This is a genomic window from Acidobacteriota bacterium (assembly GCA_016196065.1).
Lineage (GTDB): Bacteria > Acidobacteriota > Terriglobia > Terriglobales > Acidobacteriaceae > Acidiflorens.
Window position 1 is genome coordinate 131,699 of the sequence record JACPYL010000018.1, and the last position, 20,107, is coordinate 151,805.

Consider the following 20,107-nt stretch of genomic DNA (forward strand, 5'->3'; position numbering starts at 1 on the left):
GGCTGGAATCTTAGCATTCAAATGGGCTCCGGACAACCCCGGAGTATCCGGTGCCGTCCGCAAGTCGAAAGCGCTTAAGGCCATGAAAAGACGCGGCAAAATACTGCGCGAACCGAGTTCTGGCCCAGGCCTATTCATGATGGACGGCCAGCAATACTACTTCTCCGCGGAGCAGGTCTGGAGGTCCGAAACAAGACCCCGGCCCGGACTGGTCGTAGACGTTGAGCTGGATGCGGAGGGCAAGGTCCAGCACATCACGGTCGTTTCCAACGAGCAACTGGCGAAGGAACAGGCCGAAGCGTTGCTGGCGCGGACGCGGCAGACAAGAATCAGCGTGACGCCTTCTTCGTTTGTGGCGAGGGTTGGCCTGGCACATCTCCTACCGGCCTGCTTGCTCGCGGCTGCGTGGTTTCTGCTGCCGGCATTGTCGTTGCAGACCGCGTTCTCCGAGAGAACGGAATTCACAGTTTGGGGAATGCTTCGATCCCCCAATGCCAGCAACACTCTGGAACTTAGCAGTAGCAGTCCTGCCGCTGTCGGAGTGTACGGCCTGGTCGCGTTCATCGCTTTGACCGGCCCATTCCTTCATTACTTCTGGAAGAACAAGACGGCATTGCTGGGTGGACTGCTACCGCTGCTGTTCATCATCGGCGCTGGGACTACGTTCCTCTTTCGATTGGAAACTGGAGCTTCCGTTACCGTCGGCATCGGAGCCTATCTTTCAATTTCTGTGTGCTTGTATTTCGCTTTAGCATCGATTGTGGAGTTCGTGAAGTCCAAACCGGGCGACGTGCCGGAAGTGAAATCCACACCACGGAAGGCCGCCTGACTTTCTTCTCCTGGGGAAGGTTGAGGGGCGATTGCGGCCGGGTACATGGGAATCGCGCTAGGTAGAGTAGCCAGCGTTGATGCGCACGTACTCGGCCGTCAGATCGGTGGTCAGAAACCGGATATCGCTGGAACCACGTCCCAGCTGGACACGAATGTCGCACACCGGTTTTGCAAGGGCGCGGTGCGCGCGTCCTTCGTTGAAGTCATGAAATGCTCCGTTGCGGCACACCATCTGATTGCCAATGAAAATCTTGACGCGCGACGGATCGATGTCGATTCCCGAATACCCGACCGCCGCCAGAATCCGTCCCCAGTTGGGATCGGCTCCGGCCCAGGCTGTCTTTACGAGGGCGGAGTGAGCGATGGCGCGCGCGACTTGCATGGCTTCGTCGCGATTGCGAGCCTGCTCCACGAACAGCCGGATGACGTGCTGCACGCCTTCGCCGTCGGTCACAATCTGCTCGGCAAGTGATTGGCAAACTCTTCGCAGGCTTTCGCCGAATTGCTTCTTTACACTCGCATTGGCGATGCGACAACCGCTCTGCCCGCTGGCCAGCAACAGCACGGTGTCATTGGTCGAGGTGTCGCCGTCCACGGACATGGAATTCAGGGACTGATCACACGCATCGCGCAGAAGACTTTGCAGGTCGCGGGAACTCGCAGCTACGTCGGTGAATAAATACACCAGCATCGTGGCCAGGTTGGGATGAATCATTCCAGAACCTTTGGCGATGCCAAGCAAGGTGACTTGGCTGCCCCCTGCCTTGAACCGCGACGAAGCCGTCTTGGGCCGCGTATCGGTGGTCATGATGGCTCGAGCGAAGGCAGATGCGGCGGCTGGATCAGAACTGCGAGTGGCTATCAATTCCGGCAATTTCGTGATGACTTTTGCGGTCGGAAAACGCACTCCGATGATGCCTGTCGAAGACGGGAAAACTTCCTCTGCACTCACTCCGAGCAGTTTGCCCATTTCATTGCAGATACGCTCGCACGCTTGTCGTCCCTCTGTTCCAGTCGCGCAGTTTGCGTTGCCGGAGTTCACGATCAACGCTCGAACCTTCCCGCCGGTCGACCGCAAGGAGGAGCGACCCACATCCAGCGGGGCGGCAACGACACGGTTCTTCGTGAAGAGCGCAGCGGCAGTTGTACCAGCGGTGGCTTCGGCTAGCGCGAGGTCCGGACGTCCGCTGGCTTTGATATTGGCTGCCAGCGCGGAAAACGAAAACCCGCGGGGCAGAAGGATCTTCTCTGGCGATCGGCGCAGTGTCGTCATGCCTGTATCTTCAACCAATTGGTGGGCGCGGGGAGAATCGCAAAGCGTGGCACTTCTCCGCGGATCATTGCAACTTCATCACAATAATGAAGACGCGGGCATTTGTAACAGTCTTTATGAATCTTGTCGGGAAGATCCTGATGTGCTGCGACCGTGAATCCCATACGCGAGAAAAAATCCGGGATGCGCGTGAACAGGCACACGCAAGTGACGCGATGCTTTTCCGCCTGGGCGAGAAGAGCCTTCACCAGACGCTTGCCGCCTCCGCCGCTCTGCTGCGAGGGGTCGACGGTGATCGAACGAATCTCTGCAAGGTGGGGCCCATAGAGATGCAGCGCACCACAGCCGATGATCCGGTCACCGTATTCGAGAACCACAAAATCACGGATGTTCTCGCAGATCTCTGCCAGCGTGCGAGGCAACAAAGTGCCGTCGCCGGAGTATGCCGCAATCAGGGAATGGACCTGCTCGGCATCCGGAAGGACCGCCTCACGCGTACGCATGGGCCTTCCGTTCCTGGAAGGTCGCTTCACGCGCGCAGTACCTCGGTACCACACTCCAATTTGGAGAAGTAGAAGAGCGGCAGGCTGTCGGCCTCGGACGCGGGCAGGATGCGCACGCGCCCCACACCGTGCTTCAGCGCGTCAGTACAGGCTTCAAGCTTGGGCAACATGCCGCCGGTGATGGTGGAATCTTCAATCATCCCGGCTACCTGTTTGATATTCAGCCAAGGCATCACCGAGCCGTCGGCTTGTTTGACTCCCGGCACGTCGGTCAAAAAAATGAGCGCGTCCGCCTGACACGCCACTGCGCACGCGGCCGCCATCTGATCAGCATTCACGTTGTAATACTGGCCGTCGGCTCCGAGCGCCACCGAGGAGAGGACAGGAACTCCACCTTCGGTCCAGATGGCGCGGATCCAGCGCGGCTCGGAAAAACAAATCTCCCCCACGAATCCAAGATCGTGTTCCTGCCCCTGTTTCTTGCGGGCGCGAAATGCGCCGCCGTCACCGCCACAGAGTCCCACCGCAGGCTGTCCGGCCATGGCAATCGCGGCGACCAGACTCTTGTTGACGATTCCTGCCAGCACCATCACCGCAACGTCACGCGTCTCCGCATCGGTAACGCGCAGCCCGTTGATGAAATCGCTGGTCTTGCCGAGCAGTTTCAGCGTGCGCGTAAGCGCAGTTCCGCCGCCATGGACGACGGCGATCTGGTGGCCGTCTTGCGCCATTTGCACCACTGCATGGGCGCACTTGTGAAGGACCGATTTATCCTCGAGCGCCGCACCACCAATTTTTACGACGACCTTCATAGCAGTCCCTCCTCTTCGCTCCAGCCATACATGAGATTCATGTTCTGTACGGCTTGGCCCGCAGCGCCTTTCAACAAATTATCGAGGCACGAAACCACCACCAGACGGCGTCCATCCCCAGCTAATGAAAACCCAATGTCGCAGTAGTTGGTATGAAGCGAGTCCGCAATCTGCGGCAACGTCGAGGGTGCAAAAATGCGCACCCATCGTTGCTTTTTGTAAAAACTGCCGAAGCAGGAAGCGATTTCCGCAGCTGTGGTCTCACAATTTAGATGCACGTAGATGGTAGATAGAATTCCGCGCGGGATTGGCAGCAGATGAGGAGTAAAAATAAATTCGGGCGATGCCAGTTTCAGCTGTTCAAGGATCTCTCCGGTGTGGCGATGGCCAAATACTGAGTAGGCAGAAAAGTTATCCGCCACAGATACAAAGTGAGTGCGAGGCGTTGGCTCCTTCCCTGCTCCGGAAACGCCAGACTTGGAATCGGAGATGATTCCCTTCTCACGGTCAACGATCTTCGCTGCAAGCAGCGGTGCCAGGCCAAGAATCACGGAAGTCGCGTAGCATCCAGGATTGGCGACCAGTGCGGCGTCTCGGATTTGCGCAGCATGAAACTCAGGTAATCCGTAGACAGCATGTTCGGTAAGCTCCGCGGCGGCTACGGCGTCGGCATCTTTGAAACCATAGACCGCGCGATTTTGATCCTGCTTGATCCGCCATGCGCCGCTCAAGTCAATCACGCGCAACCCGCGGGCAATTGCTTCCGGCACAAGCTCGCGAGAAACCTCATGCGGAGTCGCCAGGAACAACAGCTCGATGCGTTTCTCGTGGAGCTTCTCCCATGAAAACGGCTCGCTCGCTGAGTGGCCGTTGCCGGAGACGGGAAGGGTGAATTGCCCGGCGCTCTCCGATTGGTTGCCGCGCCGAAGCAGCAGCGGAGTATCCACTTGCGAATGCCGCGCGAGCAGGCGAGTCAGCTCGAGACCGGAATAACCGGTGGCCCCAAGCACCGCAGTTTTGAGTTTCGCCCCCATTACGCCAGCATCTCCCGGATGCGGGCGGCAAGGCGTACAGCAGATTTCGTATCCGGGCAGACAATCAGAATCGCGTCATCACCGGCGATTGTCCCCACGGTTTCCGGCCAGCGCTCCGCGTCCAGCGCGGCAGCTACAGGCTGAGCGCTACCCACGGAAGTTTTGATCACCAGCAGGTTCTGGGCAGGCCGCACGTCGAGCACAAATTCCCTGACCAGCCGCGATGCAGGCGGCAGAGCCGGCTCGCCATTCGAGGCGACCGGCATGCGTGCATACCCTTCGGGAGTCTTGACCAGGTTCAGTTCGTGGATGTCACGCGAAAGCGTGGCTTGGCCGACGTCGCAACCGCGCTTGAGCAGCGCGCGCTGCAGATGCTCCTGGCTGGCCACCGGTCCTTGCTGAACAATCTCAAGGATGGCCTTCTGTCGGGCAAGCTTGGTCATAACGCATATTTATCCACACTACTGGATAGTTATTCAATGATAGCGTCTTGCTGGCGACTGTCAAGCGCAAAGTCACCGCGAAGCGGAAGCCAGTTGCCGCACCGAAGTAATGAAGGTTCGCGCCGCCTGTGTCAGCGTACGATCGCGCCGGTATGCCAGCCCCAGTTCCCTCCACAATTCCTTTTCCTTGAGGGCAATCAGTTTCACGCGTCCCGCCAGTACCTGGTCGCGGGCGAAACTGGCGCTGATGAGCGACACGCCCAGTCCGGCAGCGACAAAACTCTTGATCATGCCAACGCTCGGCAGTTCCATCCGAACCTGCAATTCGGCTTCGTGCGGACGAAGCAGCTTGTCCATGAGGCGCCGGGTATAACCGGTCTTAGGGAGAAGCATCGGTTCATGCGCGATTTCGCCGATCGAAACCGCGTCCTGTTTTGCGAGGCGGTTCTGCGGGCTCACCATCCACATCAACTGATCGCGATAGATTGGAACAGTTTTCAGTTTTGCGGACTTGATAGGCAAGGTCACGATGCCAACATCAATCGTGCCGTTTTCCAGTTTCTCGACGATCTTGTAGCTGAAGTTCCGGTAGATGCTGAGTTGTACCTCAGGGTGCAGGTGGCAATATTTGGCGAAGACATCGGGGAGCACGTAAAGACACGTCGCTTCATTCGCTCCAACAACCAACTTCCCGCGGGGTGCGGTGCCATGATCGGCTACGGCCAGCTTCGATTCGTCCCGCAACTGCGTCATGCGCTCCGCATAGGCAAGCAATACGCGGCCTGCGGGAGTGAGGGTTACGTCCTTGCCGGAACGGTCGAGAAGACGATCGCCGTACTCCTGTTCCAGTTGCCGGATCTGCGCGCTTACAGCGGACTGCGAGCGAAACACTTTCTGCCCGGCACGCGAGAAGCTGCCCAGTTTGGCAACCTCCAGAAACGTAATGAGCTGATCGAAGTCCATAGATTCAATAGAGATTGAGTGGTCGCACGTGATTATAGTCGAGTGGGGTAACGAGAACTTAACTATCGAGAATTTGAATGGTTGTGATTCAAAAATTGAGGGGCCAGCACGATTGACCGGAAAAGACCGGCGGCGTATTTTGAATCAACGCAGATGCTATCTCATCGCCATCATCGCCACCATCATCACGCGCACAGCGCGTCGGCGGCGGTGCTGACCTGAGATAACACAGGCGCTCCTTCAGAGATTTGGCCCGCTGACGAGAAATCGTTCAGCGGGCTTTTTGTTTTTGCGCGAGGAATTATGACAACCGAAATTGACTTTGAAAAAATGGGCGGCCTCGTCCCAGCAATTGTGCAGGATCTCTCCAATGGCGAGGTCCTGATGGTGGGATTCATGAATCGCGAGGCGTTGCTGCGGACTCTGCAAAGCGGGTACGTGACGTTCTTCAGCCGGACTCGCAACGAACTCTGGACCAAGGGCGAGAGTTCGGGCAACCGCCTCCGATTGCTTTCCTGCCAAACCGATTGCGACCGCGACACAGTGTTAGTAGGAGTGGAGGTCGAGGGTGCTGGCCTGGTGTGCCATCGGGGAACGCGCTCGTGCTTCACGGAAGCGGTTCCGTTCCGCGCGGCCGGCTCTACCGTGGCGGCTCAGCCGACGGAGGCGTTGTGAAGATACGCCTTGGAATTCCCAAAGGCAGTCTGCAAGAGGCCACGTTGCAACTGTTCGCGCGTGCCGGCCTCCCCGTCTATACCGATGGTAGGTCGTACTTCGCGAAAACTGCCGATCCGGAAATTGAATGTCTGTTGATTCGCGCACAGGAAATGGCTCGCTATGTCGAGCACGGCGCAATTGATGCCGGCCTGACCGGTCTCGACTGGGTGATCGAGAGCGGACTGGAAGTCGTGACGGTCAGCGATCTTATCTACGCCAAGCGCAGCCGCGGAAAGGTGCGCTGGGTTCTGGCTGCGCCAGAAGATTCTCCGTTCCAGAAGGCGGAGGATCTCTCTAACAAAATCATCGCTACAGAGCTGGTGAACGTGACGCGCAACTATTTTTCCAGCAAGGGAGTAGACGTGCGCGTGGAATTTTCCTGGGGCGCTACGGAAGTCAAGCCGCCGATGCTGGCCGACGCAATCGTTGAGGTGACTGAGACCGGTAGTTCCCTCAAGGCGAATCGTCTTCGGATCCTTGAAACCGTGCTCGAGTCCAATACTCAGATTATTGCCAACAAGACTGCCTACGCAGACTCCGGCAAACGCCGGAAGATCGACAATCTCGCCCTCATGTTACGCGGTGCGATGGAAGCGCAAGATCGGGTCGGGCTCATGCTCAACGTTCGAAAAGAAAACCTCGAGGCTGTGCTGGCCGTGCTGCCAGCTCTCAAGAATCCTACGGTTTCAACGCTCAGCGATCCCAATTGGCTTGCCGTCAGTACGGTGATTGAGGAGTCGGCGTCGTGGGAAATTGTTCCACGACTGAAGGAGGCGCAAGCACAGGGCATCGTGGAATATCCGCTTAACAAGGTGGTGATGTAATGCAGGTGCTTTCAGGAAAGGCTGCGGAGCGGGCCGTGGACCGCATCAGCAGGCGCGGACTTCAACCCGCTGCGGTTGAGCCGATGGTGCGGCGCATCATTCGTGACGTCCGCCGCGATGGTGACCGCGCTTTGCGAAGGTATGCCCAGCGCTGGGATGAGCTCGATGCAAGCCAATCTCTGCGCGTAGCGGATGCAGAATTGGAGGCTGCGGCAGAATTTCTCACGCCGCAGCTTAAACAGAGCCTGCGGCAGGCTGCAGGGAACATTCGGCGTTTCTGTGAATGGCAAAAGCCTGCGTCCTGGATGCGAGAACGCAATGGCATGCGTCTTGGACAGACAGTACTTCCGCTGGAGTCGGTGGGATGTTACGTGCCCGGCGGGCGTTATCCGCTAGTTTCAACTTTGCTGATGACTGTGATTCCGGCTCAGGTTGCAGGAGTGGGAAACATCCGGGTTGCGTCGCCCAAGCCATCGCTGGAGGTTCTCGGCGCAGCACAGTTGCTGGGCGTCCGCGAATTCTATCGTGTGGGAGGAGCGCAGGCGATTGCGGCTCTGGCATATGGGACTAAGAGCGTGCCGCGTGTGGACAAAATCGTTGGCCCCGGCAATTCGTATGTCACGGCCGCGAAGAAACTGGTTTCCTTCGACTGTGCGATTGATTTACTGGCGGGCCCAACCGAGGCGGTGGTATTGAGCGAATCAGGAACGCCAGAGTTTATTGCTTCCGATCTGGTGGCTCAGGGCGAACACGATCCGGAGGCGCTAGGCGTATTCATCACCTGTACACGCGCATTGGCAGACGCGGTTGCAAACGAAGTCCAGGAGTTGACGAAACAAAATCGGGTCGCCCAGCAGTCCCTTCGATACGGCGTGGTGCTGCTAGCCTCCTCACGCGATCAGGCACGGGGGTGGGCGAATCGCCTTGCCCCTGAACACATCACCGTCGACGCAGAGGACTTGCCGTTCATTCGCAATGCCGGGTCGATTTTTGTGGGCGACTACTCGCCACAGGCAGCGGGTGACTACGCTTCCGGTCCCAATCACGTTTTGCCGACAGCGGGTCAAGCCCGCTTTCGCGGAGGCTTGAGCGTTACGGATTTTGTGAAGATCGTCACGGTCCAGCAGCTTTCTTCTACTGGACTGCAGCGGATCGCAAAGACTGTTGAGTGTCTTGCACAGACTGAAGGACTGGCGGGTCATTCACACTCGATCCGCGTGAGGTGCAGTCATGCTTAGCGCGCGTGCAGCGGTGCGCACATTGCCTTCCTATCATCCTCCGCTCGGCGGCCGGCAAGGACTGCGGCTTGACTTCAACGAAAATACGGTTGGATGTTCGCCGCGTGTGCTGGAACGTTTGCGGCAAATCGATCCGGAACAGTTAGCGCGATATCCAGAGCGCGAGCCGGTGGAGAGAGCCGTTGCTGAATTTCTCGGCGTGGATCCGTCTGAACTGCTTTTGACCAACGGAGTCGACGAAGCGATTCATCTGGTGTGCGAGACATATCTGGAGCCACAAGACGAGGCTCTGATCGTTGTGCCGACATTTTCGATGTACCGAATCTATGCTGCGGCGACCGGTGCGCGAGTCGTCGAGATTCCCGCGGCTCAAGATTTTCGGTTCCCTACGGATGCAGTGCTAAACAGAATCACACCTCGCACGCGTTTGATCGCGGTGGCAAATCCGAACAATCCGACTGGAGCTCTGGCTCCACAAGAGGACCTGCTGAAGATTGCGCGCTCAGCGCCAGACGCAGCAATTCTGGTGGACGAAGCGTACTTTGAATTCTGTGGTCAGACTCTCCTGAAATCGTGGCGCGAACTACCCAACATCTTCGTGGCGCGCACGTTTTCGAAAGCATACGGACTGGCTGGATTGCGCGTGGGCGTGCTGCTTGGCGCTGCTGAACAGATTAGCAGTGCGCGACTGGTAAGTTCGCCTTACAACGTAAACGGCATCGCCCTCAACTGCCTTCCTGATGCGCTCGCCGACCAGGAATACATCCGGCGATATGTGAGCGAAGTTTGCGCGGGGCGGGCACGACTACAGAAATCCTTACAAGCCAACGAAATTCCTTTCTGGCCGAGCCAGGCAAATTTCGTGCTCGCGCGTTTCAATCTGCCGACCTTCGCGGCGACGATGAAGGAAAAGGGAATCTTGGTCCGCGACCGATCAAGTGACTATGGATGCGAGGGCTGCGTTCGCATGACGCTGGGCCCACCCGCGCACACCGACCGACTGCTCGCAGCCCTGCAGGAAACTCTGCAGGAGTCCCGCGTCGCGCAAGGAGTCTCCCGATGAGGAAGAGCAGCATTAAACGAGTCAGCAAAGAAACAAATATTCAGATGTCGCTCACGATCGAAGGCCGGGGGAGCTACCAGATTTCGACGGGCATCCGCTTCTTCGATCACATGCTCGAGCTATTCGCACATCACGGTGGATTCGATCTAAAAATCAAAGCCCGAGGGGATCTCGACGTCGACCAGCATCACACCGTGGAGGACGTCGGCATTGTGCTCGGACAGGCATTCGACAAAGCACTGGGCAGCAAGCGCGGCATTCTACGGGCTGGTTATTTCGTGATGCCGATGGACGAAACCCTGGGCCTGGTTGCAGTGGATTTTTGCGGACGTACGGCAGCGGTGATCGACACCAAGGTTCGCACGCGCATGGTGGGGGATCTGCAGGCGGAGTTGGTATACGACTTCTTTGAGGCCTTTGCCCGCGGCGCGCGCGCCAATGTTCACGCGCGAATTCTTTACGGGCGTTCCAGCCACCACAAGATTGAAGTCCTGTTCAAAGCGTTCGCGCGCGCCCTGCGTGCCGCCTGCTGGCGTGACGCGAGGATGATCCGCCTCCTTCCGACAACGAAAGGAGTGCTGTAATGATCGCGATCGTGGATTACGGCGCGGGCAATCCGGTCTCGGTCAAGAAAGCACTGGACTGGCTGGGGCAGGAATGCACGATCACTGCGGATTCCGAAACGGTTGCCACTGCGGCGCGCGTCGTACTCCCTGGTGTTGGTCATTTTGCGGCAACGGAGAGTCTGGGCAGATCCGGTTTGCAGAAGGCAATCACCGCCGCAATCGCTTGCGGGGCGCCTTTTCTCGGAATTTGCGTGGGGATGCAATGGATGTTCGCGCACAGCGCGGAAGCGCCGAAGGTTGCTGGCCTCGGAGTCCTTAAAGGCACGTGCGAACGATTTCCCGCGAAAGTGAAATCGCCGCACGTGGGCTGGAACGCACTCGCAATCTCAGCGGATTCCCGCTTGCTAAAGGGAATCTCTCCCGGCTCATTCGTCTATTTCTCCCACTCCTTTCGCGTTCCATTGACCGCAGAGACGGTCGCAAGCTGCGAATACGGCGGTAAATTTTCGGCAGCCGTGGAGCGCGACAATCTTTATGGAGTTCAATTTCATCCGGAAAAATCGGGAGCCATCGGACTCCGTGTTCTGCAGAACTTCTGTGCCCTCTGACATGCTCACCAAACGAATCATCGCTTGTCTCGACGTGGACGGCGGACGCGTCGTCAAAGGAGTTCAATTCGTGAACTTGCGCGACGCAGGCGACCCTGCAGAACTGGCGAAAGCCCACAGCGAGTCGGGAGCAGATGAAGTGGTGCTTCTCGATATTTCGGCGGCACATCAGAATCGCGCGACCCTCCTCGACATCGTGTCCCGCACGGCTCGCCAACTTTTCATTCCTTTCACCGTTGGCGGAGGAATTCGTACGCTCGAAGATGCGGCCGCAGTGTTCGCAGCGGGCGCTGATAAGGTCAGTATTAATTCATCAGCCCTTGCGGATCCGGCTTTGATCACGCGAATCGCCGACCGGTTCGGCTCGCAGGCAGTGGTGGTGGCAATTGATGCCAAGCGGTCAGAGAGTACCCAGCACTGGGAAGCATTCACGCGCGGTGGCCGAACTGCTTCTGGAAAAGATGCAGTTGTGTGGGCTCGCGACGCCGAACGCCGTGGTGCCGGAGAGATCCTGCTGACGTCGATGGACCGGGACGGCACCGCGTCAGGTTTTGATTGCGAGTTGACGCGAGCAGTCGCAGATGCGGTTCGCATCCCCGTCATTGCCTCCGGTGGGGCAGGCGGCGCCGAACATTTCGTCGAAGTCTTCCGCAAAGGACACGCTGACGCTGCGCTGGCCGCATCGATATTCCACTACGGCATGGAACGACTCGTCGATCTGAAGCAAACACTCCAATCAGCAGGGATACCGATGAGGCTGCCATGCTGATTCCGTCGATAGATTTGATGGGCGGGAAGATCGTCCAACTCGTTCAGGGAAAGAAGAAGGCACTGGAGTTCGATGACTTCGACGAATGGGTAAATCGGTTCTCGAAGTATCCATTGGTGCAATTGATTGACCTGGATGCGGCAACCGGGCGGGGCAACAACGCGGAACTGGTACGTGATTTTGCACGACGGCTGCCGTGCCAGCTTGGCGGCGGGATCCGCACGCTGGAAGCGGCTCGGGCGTCGCTTGAACTCGGCGCTCGCCGGATCATCCTCGGCTCGTCTTTGATTTCAAATGGCGCGATCGACACTGCGTTTGCGCGAAAGTTGGCGGAGGATCTCGGGGTCGAAAAACTGGTCTTCGCCGTGGACTCCAAAGGTGGACGGGTCGCAATCCGCGGGTGGCAAGAAACAACTACGATCACGGCGCTGGAGATGATCCGCGCCCTCGACCCTTTTTGCGCCGCATTCCTCTATACGCACATCGACACGGAAGGAATGCTGCAAGGAATTCCCATGGAAATTGTACGAACGTTGCGGCAGGCAACTTCACGACAGCTCATCGCCGCGGGAGGAATTCGATCACAAGAGGAAGTGGATCAGCTGCACGCGATCGGGGTGGACGCAGTCGTCGGAATGGCAATCTACACCGGCCTTATGCAGGCGTGATGATTCGTCGACTTCATCTATCCCGCAATTGAGGTTGGCAATCTGGTTGAAGCGGATCCCTTGGCAATTGATGTCTCTCGCAGATAGCGATCAACGCCAGCCGCAGCCTTCCGGCCTTCTGAAATTGCCCAGACGACGAGAGATTGCCCACGACGCATATCGCCGGCGGCGAAAACTCCGGGAACGGACGTCATTGAATTTTCGTCCGTCGCAACATTGCCGCGCGGATCCAGGACAACTCCCAACTGATCAATCATTCCAGTGCGAACCGGACCAACAAATCCCATGGCAATGAGAACCAGGTCGACATCGAGCGTGAACTCACTGCCCGGTATCTGTTCGAACTTGGGTGGTGGTCCAACGCGAATCGCGTGCAACTGCTTTACGTTCCCTTCCGCATCACCCGTGAAGCCGGTAGTGGCGATGCTCCAATCCCTGGTGCCGCCTTCCTCATGCGCGGCTTCGGTCCGCAACTGCATGGGCCAGAGTGGCCAGGGGGTTTGCGAAGAACGTTCTTCGGGAGGCATCGGCATGATTTCGAACTGTTGCACGGATTTTGCCTTCTGGCGATGACAAGTGCCCAGGCAATCGGCTCCCGTATCGCCGCCGCCGATGATGACCACACGTTTGCCGGTGGCCAGGATATCTGCGCCCGCGTTCAGCACATCGCCTTCGCAGCGCCGGTTTTGCTGCGGCAGAAACTCCATCGCATAGTGAATTCCGCTGAGTTCGCGTCCCGGAATATTCAAGTCACGGGGATGTTCCGATCCACCGGCAAGAACGATTGCGTCGTAGATATGCTGGAGTTCTTCCACAGACACGTTCGTCCCCACATGCGCGTTCGTGACGAACTTCACACCCTCGGCCTCCATCTGCGCAATGCGGCGGTCAACGATTTCTTTTTCCAGCTTGAAGTGCGGAATACCGTAACGCAGCAAACCACCGACGCGATCCGACTTTTCGTACACGGTCACGTCATGACCCGCCCGGGCAAGTTGCTGCGCTGCCGCCAATCCCGCTGGTCCGGAACCTACGACGGCCACTCTTTTCCCGGTGCGCTGGGTGGGTGGCTCCGGCTTGATCCAACCTTCTTCGAAGCCTCGCTCGACAATATTTTTTTCGATCTGCTTGATGGTTACAGGCGGTTGGTTGATCCCGAGCACGCAAGCGGTCTCGCACGGGGCCGGGCAGATTCGGCCAGTAAACTCCGGGAAATTATTGGTGGCGTGCAATTGCCGGACGGCGTCTTTCCACCGCCCGCGATACACGAGATCGTTCCAGTCAGGAATGATGTTGTTGACGGGACATCCGGTATTGCAGAACGGGACGCCGCAATCCATGCAGCGCGCGCCCTGATGGCGGAGCTTCTCTTCCGGGAAATCCTGATAGATCTCGAACCAGTCGTTTACGCGTTCCGACACGGGCCGGCGAGTGGGCAGCTCGCGGTCGTGATCCATGAAGCCCGTGGCCTTACCCATGATGCACCTGCTCTACCGCGAGCGAAGGCAGACTCTGGCCCGGAATGTAGGCCTGTGTACTGCGGCTCGCACCCAGCACTCGCTTGAATTCGTGCGGGAAGACCTTGATGAATCGCGGCAGTAGTTCGAGCCAATTGTCGAGGAGCCAGCGGGCTCGGGTGCTTCCCGTCAATGCAAAGTGACGCGTGACAAGATCGTGCACGATCCGGATGTCTTCCGGTTCAATCAAGGGTTCAAGATCGACACCGGCGCGATTACAGCGCTTTTCGGTGAAGTCCATGCGGTCGTCAAACACATAGGCGACGCCGCCGCTCATTCCGGCGGCAAAGTTTCGACCACAGGCTCCGAGCACAACCACCAAGCCCTTGGTCATGTATTCGCAGCCGTGGTCACCCACTCCTTCGACAACTGCCGTGGCTCCGGAATTGCGGACCGCGAAACGTTCGCCGGCAATGCCGTTGAAGAACGCTTCTCCGCTGGTGGCCCCGTAGAGAACAACGTTGCCGACGAGAATGTTTTCCTCTGCGGCAAAACCAGAATTTTTGGGTGGGTAGACCACCAACCGTCCGCCCGAGAGGCCCTTGCCAACATAGTCGTTAGCGTCGCCTTCCAGCGTGAGCGTTACTCCGCTCGCCAGGAATGCTCCGAAGCTCTGGCCGGCGGACCCGGTGAGTTGGGCCTGAATGGTTTCGTCGGGCAACCCGTCGGAGCCGTAGCGGCGCGCGATTTCGCCGCTCAGCATGGCGCCCACGGAGCGATGCACATTGCGGATCGGCAAACTGAACTTGACGGGATGTCGTGCGTCCAGGGCCGGGCGCGCTTGCTCGATGAACTGGTGATCGAGAGCGTCCTGCAAGCCATGATCCTGTGCGTGTATGCAATGCCGCGCCACTCTCGCGGGAAGTGGGGGGTTGTAAAGGATGGCAGATAAATCGAGGCCGCGCGCCTTCCAGTGATTGACGGCGGGACGCGAATCCAGCATGTCCACGCGGCCGACCATGTCATCGAATTTGCGGAAGCCCATCTCCGCCATGTACTGGCGTACCTGCTCGGCGAGGAAGAAAAAGAAATTGATGACGTGCTCAGGTTGACCTTGAAATTGCTTGCGGAGCACGGGATCCTGCGTGGCAATGCCGACGGAGCATGTATTCAGATGGCATTTGCGCATCATGATGCAACCCATCGCGATGAGCGGCGTGGTAGCAAATCCAAATTCCTCCGCGCCCAGTAACGCCGCAATCACCACATCACGCCCGGTTTGCAATTTGCCGTCGGTCTGCACGCGGATGCGGCTGCGCAGATCGTTCAACAACAGTGTCTGCTGGGTCTCGGCCAGTCCCAGTTCCCAGGGAATTCCGGCATGCTTGATCGAACTGAGCGGTGAGGCGCCCGTGCCACCACTGTCTCCGCTGATCAAGACCACATCGGCGTGGGCTTTCGCGACACCGGCAGCGACGGTGCCTACGCCCACTTCGGCGACGAGTTTCACCGCGATGCGTGCCTGTGGATTGACGTTCTTCAAGTCGTGAATGAGTTGCGACAAGTCCTCAATCGAATAGATATCGTGATGAGGCGGCGGCGAGATCAGTCCCACGCCGGGGATGGAATGCCGCAAACGCGCGATGACGTCGTCAACCTTGTGACCCGGAAGTTGGCCGCCCTCACCAGGTTTCGCGCCCTGCGCCATTTTGATCTGGAGTTCGTCGGCATTCACAAGATAGTTGGCGGTCACTCCAAAACGAGCCGAGGCCACTTGTTTGACGGCGCTGCGGCGCAGATCGCCATTAGCGTCTGCTTTAAATCGGCCTTCGTCTTCGCCACCTTCTCCAGTATTTGACTTGCCGCCGATCCGGTTCATCGCGATCGCCAGCGTTTCGTGCGCTTCCTTGCTGATGGAACCAAATGACATGGCGCCGGTTGTGAATCGTTTCACAATCTCTTTGGCCGGCTCGACTTCGTCGATCGAAATTGGAGTGTCCGCCTTCTTGATTTGCAGCAGGCTGCGCAAGGTTGCCAGGTTGCGACTCTGATCGTCGATCAGATCGGTATATTCCTGAAATGTCTTGAAGCTCGACTGGCGCACAGCGTGTTGCAGCTTGCTGATCGTCAGAGGATTCAGCAGGTGATATTCGCCATTCGCGCGGAAGTGGTAGCTCCCTCCGACGGCGAGTTCAGTCTCGTATTCCGTGACCGGACGGAATGCGTGCTCGTGCTTGCGCTGCGCTTCGTTCGCGAGCACTTCCAGCCCGATACCTTCCAGGCGCGAAGTGGTGCCGACAAAATAGGCGTCTACCAGGTCTTTGTTGAGCCCAATCGCTTCGAACACTTGCGCGCCGCGATAGCTTTGCAGCGTCGAGATGCCCATCTTCGAAAAGGTTTTGAGCAGCGCCTTGTTGATCGCCTTGATGAAGTGCTTCTGCGCGAGTTCCGCGTCGACGCCGTCGGGCAAGATGCCTCGCCAGGCAAGGTCGGCCAGCGTTTCGAAAGCGAGATACGGATTGATCGCACTCGCTCCGTATCCGATCAGCAACGCAAAGTGCATGACCTCGCGCGGTTCGCCGGACTCGATGATCAACGCAACCTGGGTACGTGTTTCTTCGCGGACCAGCAGGTTGTGCACAGCCGCCAGTGCCAGCAGGCTTGGAATGGGAGCGTAATTCTTGTCCACGCCGCGATCCGACAGAATAAGGAGCGTGTAACCGGACCGAACAGCTAAGGACGCGCGGCGACACAGCTCATCCAAGGCGCTCTTGAGTCCAGCCTCGCCTTCACTTGCGCGGAACAGTGCAGGCAACGTCGTGGCCAGTAAGTCCCCTCGCGACACCCGCCGAAGCTTCTCCAACTCGCGGTTGGTCAAGAGAGGATGAGGCAGCTTCAACGTGTGACAGTTTTCCGGGGTCTCTTCGAGGATGTTCCGTTCCGTACCGATGTAGCTCACCAGCGACATCACCATTTCCTCGCGGATGGGATCGATGGGCGGATTGGTCACCTGCGCGAAGAGTTGCTTGAAATAGTTGAACAGCGGTTGCGGACGGTCGGATAGGCAAGCAAGGGGAGTATCGGTGCCCATGGACCCAACCGGTTCATCGCCGGTCGACGCAATCGGCTCAAGGATCATGCGCAGGTCTTCGTCCGTGTATCCGAAGGCCCGCTGGCGGCAAAGGATGGTCGCGTGATCGGCAGCCTGCAATCGTGCGGGCTCCGGCAACTGATCCAGCGTGATCTGATTTTCTTTCAGCCACTCTCCGTAGGGTTGGCGACCAGCCAAACGCTTCTTAATTTCCTTGTCGGCAACGATGCGGCCTTCGACCGTATCGACCAGGAACATCTTCCCGGGCTGAAGACGGCCTTTCGTCTTGATTCGCTCCGGCGCAATGTCGAGCACTCCAGTTTCCGACGCCATCACAACCAGGTCGTCGTGGGTCACGACATATCGACCCGGGCGCAAGCCGTTCCGATCCAGCGTCGCGCCGATCACACGCCCATCTGTGAAAGCAATCGCAGCGGGGCCGTCCCAAGGCTCCATCAGCGAAGCGTGGTATTCGTAGAAGGATCGCTTTTCCGGCTTCATATGCGGATTCCCTGCCCACGCTTCCGGGATCAGCATCGCCATGACGTGCGCGATGGATCGTCCCGCCTGGAAAAGTAGTTCCACGGCGTTATCGAAACTCGCCGAATCACTGCCGCCGGGCGCAACAATCGGATAAAGCTTTTCGAGGTCTCCGGCGAACAACTCCGACTTCAGCACAGACTGCCGGGCGTGCATCCAGTTGACGTTTCCACGCAGCGTATTGATTTCGCCGTTGTGCGCGATGTAGCGGTAAGGATGGGCCAGTTGCCAGCTCGGAAAAGTGTTCGTCGAAAAACGCTGGTGCACGAGGCACAGGGCGCTGGTCACATCCGGATCGGAGAGATCGGTGTAGAAGTTGGCAATCTGCGGTGCCAGCAGCAAGCCCTTATAGACGATAGTGCGGGCCGAGAGCGACGGAATGTAGAACATCCCTTTGTCTTCGATCTCAGAGGCTTCGATTTCCGATTCCGTGCGCTTGCGTACGACGTAGAGCTTACGCTCGAAGGCGTCTTCGTCCATGCCGACGGGACATCCGACAAAAACCTGCTGGATATAGGGTTGCGAAACGCGTGCGACTCGGCCGACGGCGGCGCCATCAACGGGCGTATCCCGCCAACCGAGGAGCGTCAGCCCTTCTTCGCGGACGATCCTCTCCAGAATGCCCTCGCATTGGAGCCGCTGATGTTGCTCCACGGGCAAGAACGTCATGCCGACGGCATACGCTCCCGGAGCGGGCAGTGCAAATCCCAGCGTGGCACACTCGCGGGAAAAAAATTTGTGCGGGATCTGGATCAGGATGCCGGCGCCGTCGCCCGTCTCAGGATCGCAGCCGCAAGCTCCGCGGTGCGTCAAGCTGATCAGAATCTGAATGCCTTGCAGGACAATTTCATGACTCTTGTGGCCCTGGATGCTGGCCACAAACCCCATGCCGCATGCATCGTGCTCATGCGCTGGATCGTACAGCCCCTGGGCAGGCGGCAGGTCGTACGGATTCGACTTGTAAAAAGACTGTGCCATGGCTTCGTTGCTGTCCCCTCCCTGTGACGCTTAGTGTCTCGTGGGGCTGGAATGCCATCTTCTTTGTTACAGTCCGGAGGCCGCCCATGTACAACTCAGAATTTCGATAGTTGAGATGAAGATTTCCGCAGCACAGAGATTCCCACCCGGCGACATAAAGAATTCTAATCGCATGAATAAGTAGTTTTGACTTCCGTAGGGCGTCCCAGACTATTAGTGTTATGTCGCATCTGTTCTTGAGAATGAGGAGTCAACAGGTCGCAATGGCCAAGGTGCTGAAATTCGTCTTGTTGTTCGCGCTCGTGTGGGTGTTGGCGACCAGCGCGCTGGCGCAAACGTCCGCCGCTACGTCGCCTGCCGCAACCAATGCCGCCAGCGAGGCGCAGGCTGCGAAAATCGCGAAGCTGGAGCAAGCGGTGGTCGATGCCAAGAGTGCCGGCGACAACGCCTGGATGCTGATGTGTTCGGCGCTGGTGCTGATGATGACCGGGCCGGGCCTAGCCTTGTTCTATGGCGGTCTAGTCCGAAAGAAGAACGTCCTATCGGTCATGCTGCAAAGCTTCGCTATGATGGCGATCGTCACGATTCTTTGGGGACTGATCGGCTACAGCCTGGCCTTCGGCTCTGGGAACAGCTTCATCGGCGGATTGCAAAACGTTTTTCTGCGTGGTGTCGGTGCCCAGCCCGATCCAGATTATGCCGCCACCATTCCTCTGCAAACATTCATGATCTACCAGCTGATGTTTGCGATTATCACTCCGGCGCTGATCACGGGAGCGTTTGCGGAACGGATGAAGTTCAGTGCGATGAGCGTGTTCATGGTGCTCTGGTCGCTGTTGGTTTACGCGCCGATGGCGCACATGGTGTGGGGAAAAGCAGGGTTCCTGAACGCCGCGCTGGGCGGCCGCTTCCCGACTCTGGATTTTGCCGGCGGCACCGTGGTCCACGTGACTTCTGGAGTTTCAGCGCTGGTATGCGCTCTGTATCTCGGGCGCCGCATTGGATATCCCAAAGAACCAATGCCTCCGCACAGCGTGGTATTGAGTTTTATTGGTGCTTGCCTGTTGTGGGTCGGATGGTTCGGCTTCAACGCCGGCAGTGCGCTTTCGGCGGGGAGCCTGGCGACCAGCGCTTTTGTGGCTACTCATTTCGGAGCCGCTGCGGCTGCCCTGGGATGGAGCGCTGCGGAGTGGTGGAGGAACGGTAAACCGAGTGCGTTGGGCGCGATCTCAGGCGCGGTTGCGGGATTGGTTGCGATCACCCCAGCTGCAGGTTTCGTCTCACCCATGTCGGCGATTGCAATTGGACTGCTGGCAGGCGTGTTCTGCTACCTGATGGTGGCCAAGGTCAAATTGCTGGCTGGCTACGATGATTCGCTGGATGCGTTCGGCGTGCACGGAGCAGGCGGCACGCTGGGAGCCATCCTTACTGGAATCTTCGCTTCCAGTGCGGTGAATCCTATCTTCAAAGACGCGCAAGGGAATACACTTGCGTCAGGACTACTGGAAGGCAACACGCATCAGTTGCTCAACCAGTTCGTCGGTGTCGCGATTGCCTGGGTGCTGGCCGCGGTCGGAACGCTGGCAATCCTGAAGGTCGTCGATGTAACGATCGGATTACGGGTTTCCGAAGAACATGAAGTGCAGGGGCTTGATCTTTCGCAGCATGGTGAGGAAGGATACTACTGGGAATCGCCAGGCTAGTTCAGTCTGGAACGAGGCCATGGATC

The 20,107-nt window shown here is 58.1% G+C and carries 18 protein-coding genes; 10 read left to right on the top strand and 8 right to left on the bottom strand.

Annotated elements, in window-relative coordinates; genetic code table 11:
* Nucleotides 1-82: 82 nt before the first annotated feature.
* Nucleotides 83-829, top strand: a complete 747-nt coding sequence (locus HY010_17175) for a hypothetical protein (GenBank protein ID MBI3477466.1) — start codon at nucleotides 83-85, stop codon at nucleotides 827-829.
* 57 nt (nucleotides 830-886) lie between these two features.
* On the opposite strand, the gene argJ is transcribed toward HY010_17175, so the two are convergent.
* The 6 genes from argJ to HY010_17205 all read right to left on the bottom strand — a co-directional run bounded on the left by argJ (nucleotide 887) and on the right by HY010_17205 (nucleotide 5,859).
* Nucleotides 887-2,104 (bottom strand): bifunctional glutamate N-acetyltransferase/amino-acid acetyltransferase ArgJ, encoded by a 1,218-nt coding sequence (gene argJ, locus HY010_17180; protein ID MBI3477467.1) that lies wholly within the window; start codon nucleotides 2,102-2,104, stop codon nucleotides 887-889.
* On the bottom strand, nucleotides 2,101-2,607 hold the full coding sequence (locus HY010_17185) for an N-acetyltransferase (GenBank protein ID MBI3477468.1): 507 nt from the start codon (nucleotides 2,605-2,607) through the stop codon (nucleotides 2,101-2,103). Before HY010_17185 ends, argJ begins: the two co-directional genes overlap by 4 nt.
* A 26-nt stretch (nucleotides 2,608-2,633) precedes the next feature.
* Nucleotides 2,634-3,419 (bottom strand): acetylglutamate kinase, encoded by a 786-nt coding sequence (gene argB / locus HY010_17190; protein MBI3477469.1) that lies wholly within the window; start codon nucleotides 3,417-3,419, stop codon nucleotides 2,634-2,636.
* On the bottom strand, nucleotides 3,416-4,453 hold the full coding sequence (argC, locus tag HY010_17195; GenBank protein MBI3477470.1) for an N-acetyl-gamma-glutamyl-phosphate reductase: 1,038 nt from the start codon (nucleotides 4,451-4,453) through the stop codon (nucleotides 3,416-3,418). The genes argB and argC overlap by 4 nt, the downstream gene beginning before the upstream one ends.
* Nucleotides 4,453-4,896: an ArgR family transcriptional regulator gene (locus HY010_17200; GenBank protein ID MBI3477471.1), complete on the bottom strand. Its 444-nt coding sequence runs from the start codon at nucleotides 4,894-4,896 to the stop codon at nucleotides 4,453-4,455. Before HY010_17200 ends, argC begins: the two co-directional genes overlap by 1 nt.
* Nucleotides 4,897-4,968: 72 nt before the next feature.
* On the bottom strand, nucleotides 4,969-5,859 hold the full coding sequence (locus HY010_17205; GenBank protein MBI3477472.1) for a LysR family transcriptional regulator: 891 nt from the start codon (nucleotides 5,857-5,859) through the stop codon (nucleotides 4,969-4,971).
* A gap of 303 nt (nucleotides 5,860-6,162) precedes the next feature.
* On the opposite strand from HY010_17205, the gene hisI reads away from it, so the two are divergent.
* From hisI to HY010_17245, 8 genes are read left to right on the top strand one after another with little or no spacing between them, the layout of a single operon-like run.
* Nucleotides 6,163-6,534 (top strand): phosphoribosyl-AMP cyclohydrolase, encoded by a 372-nt coding sequence (gene hisI / locus HY010_17210; GenBank protein MBI3477473.1) that lies wholly within the window; start codon nucleotides 6,163-6,165, stop codon nucleotides 6,532-6,534.
* On the top strand, nucleotides 6,531-7,400 hold the full coding sequence (locus HY010_17215) for an ATP phosphoribosyltransferase (GenBank protein MBI3477474.1): 870 nt from the start codon (nucleotides 6,531-6,533) through the stop codon (nucleotides 7,398-7,400). The genes hisI and HY010_17215 overlap by 4 nt, the downstream gene beginning before the upstream one ends.
* A complete protein-coding gene (hisD, locus tag HY010_17220; protein ID MBI3477475.1) occupies nucleotides 7,400-8,638 on the top strand; it encodes a histidinol dehydrogenase in 1,239 nt (412 codons plus the stop codon). The genes HY010_17215 and hisD overlap by 1 nt, the downstream gene beginning before the upstream one ends.
* On the top strand, nucleotides 8,631-9,701 hold the full coding sequence (hisC, locus tag HY010_17225) for a histidinol-phosphate transaminase (protein ID MBI3477476.1): 1,071 nt from the start codon (nucleotides 8,631-8,633) through the stop codon (nucleotides 9,699-9,701). Before hisD ends, hisC begins: the two co-directional genes overlap by 8 nt.
* Nucleotides 9,698-10,285: an imidazoleglycerol-phosphate dehydratase HisB gene (gene hisB, locus HY010_17230; protein MBI3477477.1), complete on the top strand. Its 588-nt coding sequence runs from the start codon at nucleotides 9,698-9,700 to the stop codon at nucleotides 10,283-10,285. The genes hisC and hisB overlap by 4 nt, the downstream gene beginning before the upstream one ends.
* A complete protein-coding gene (hisH, locus tag HY010_17235; protein MBI3477478.1) occupies nucleotides 10,285-10,875 on the top strand; it encodes an imidazole glycerol phosphate synthase subunit HisH in 591 nt (196 codons plus the stop codon). The genes hisB and hisH overlap by 1 nt, the downstream gene beginning before the upstream one ends.
* Nucleotide 10,876: 1 nt before the next feature.
* Nucleotides 10,877-11,644, top strand: coding sequence for an imidazole glycerol phosphate synthase subunit HisF (gene hisF, locus HY010_17240; GenBank protein MBI3477479.1), 768 nt, complete (start codon nucleotides 10,877-10,879; stop codon nucleotides 11,642-11,644).
* A complete protein-coding gene (locus tag HY010_17245; protein ID MBI3477480.1) occupies nucleotides 11,638-12,312 on the top strand; it encodes a 1-(5-phosphoribosyl)-5-[(5-phosphoribosylamino)methylideneamino] imidazole-4-carboxamide isomerase in 675 nt (224 codons plus the stop codon). The genes hisF and HY010_17245 overlap by 7 nt, the downstream gene beginning before the upstream one ends.
* Nucleotides 12,313-12,329: 17 nt before the next feature.
* Here the strand turns inward: HY010_17245 and HY010_17250 are convergent, their stop codons facing one another.
* Nucleotides 12,330-13,790: a glutamate synthase subunit beta gene (locus HY010_17250; GenBank protein ID MBI3477481.1), complete on the bottom strand. Its 1,461-nt coding sequence runs from the start codon at nucleotides 13,788-13,790 to the stop codon at nucleotides 12,330-12,332.
* On the bottom strand, nucleotides 13,783-18,378 hold the full coding sequence (gene gltB, locus HY010_17255) for a glutamate synthase large subunit (GenBank protein ID MBI3477482.1): 4,596 nt from the start codon (nucleotides 18,376-18,378) through the stop codon (nucleotides 13,783-13,785). Before gltB ends, HY010_17250 begins: the two co-directional genes overlap by 8 nt.
* A gap of 263 nt (nucleotides 18,379-18,641) precedes the next feature.
* On the opposite strand from gltB, the gene HY010_17260 reads away from it, so the two are divergent.
* Nucleotides 18,642-20,081 (top strand): ammonium transporter, encoded by a 1,440-nt coding sequence (locus HY010_17260; protein ID MBI3477483.1) that lies wholly within the window; start codon nucleotides 18,642-18,644, stop codon nucleotides 20,079-20,081.
* Nucleotides 20,082-20,107: the final 26 nt, after the last annotated feature.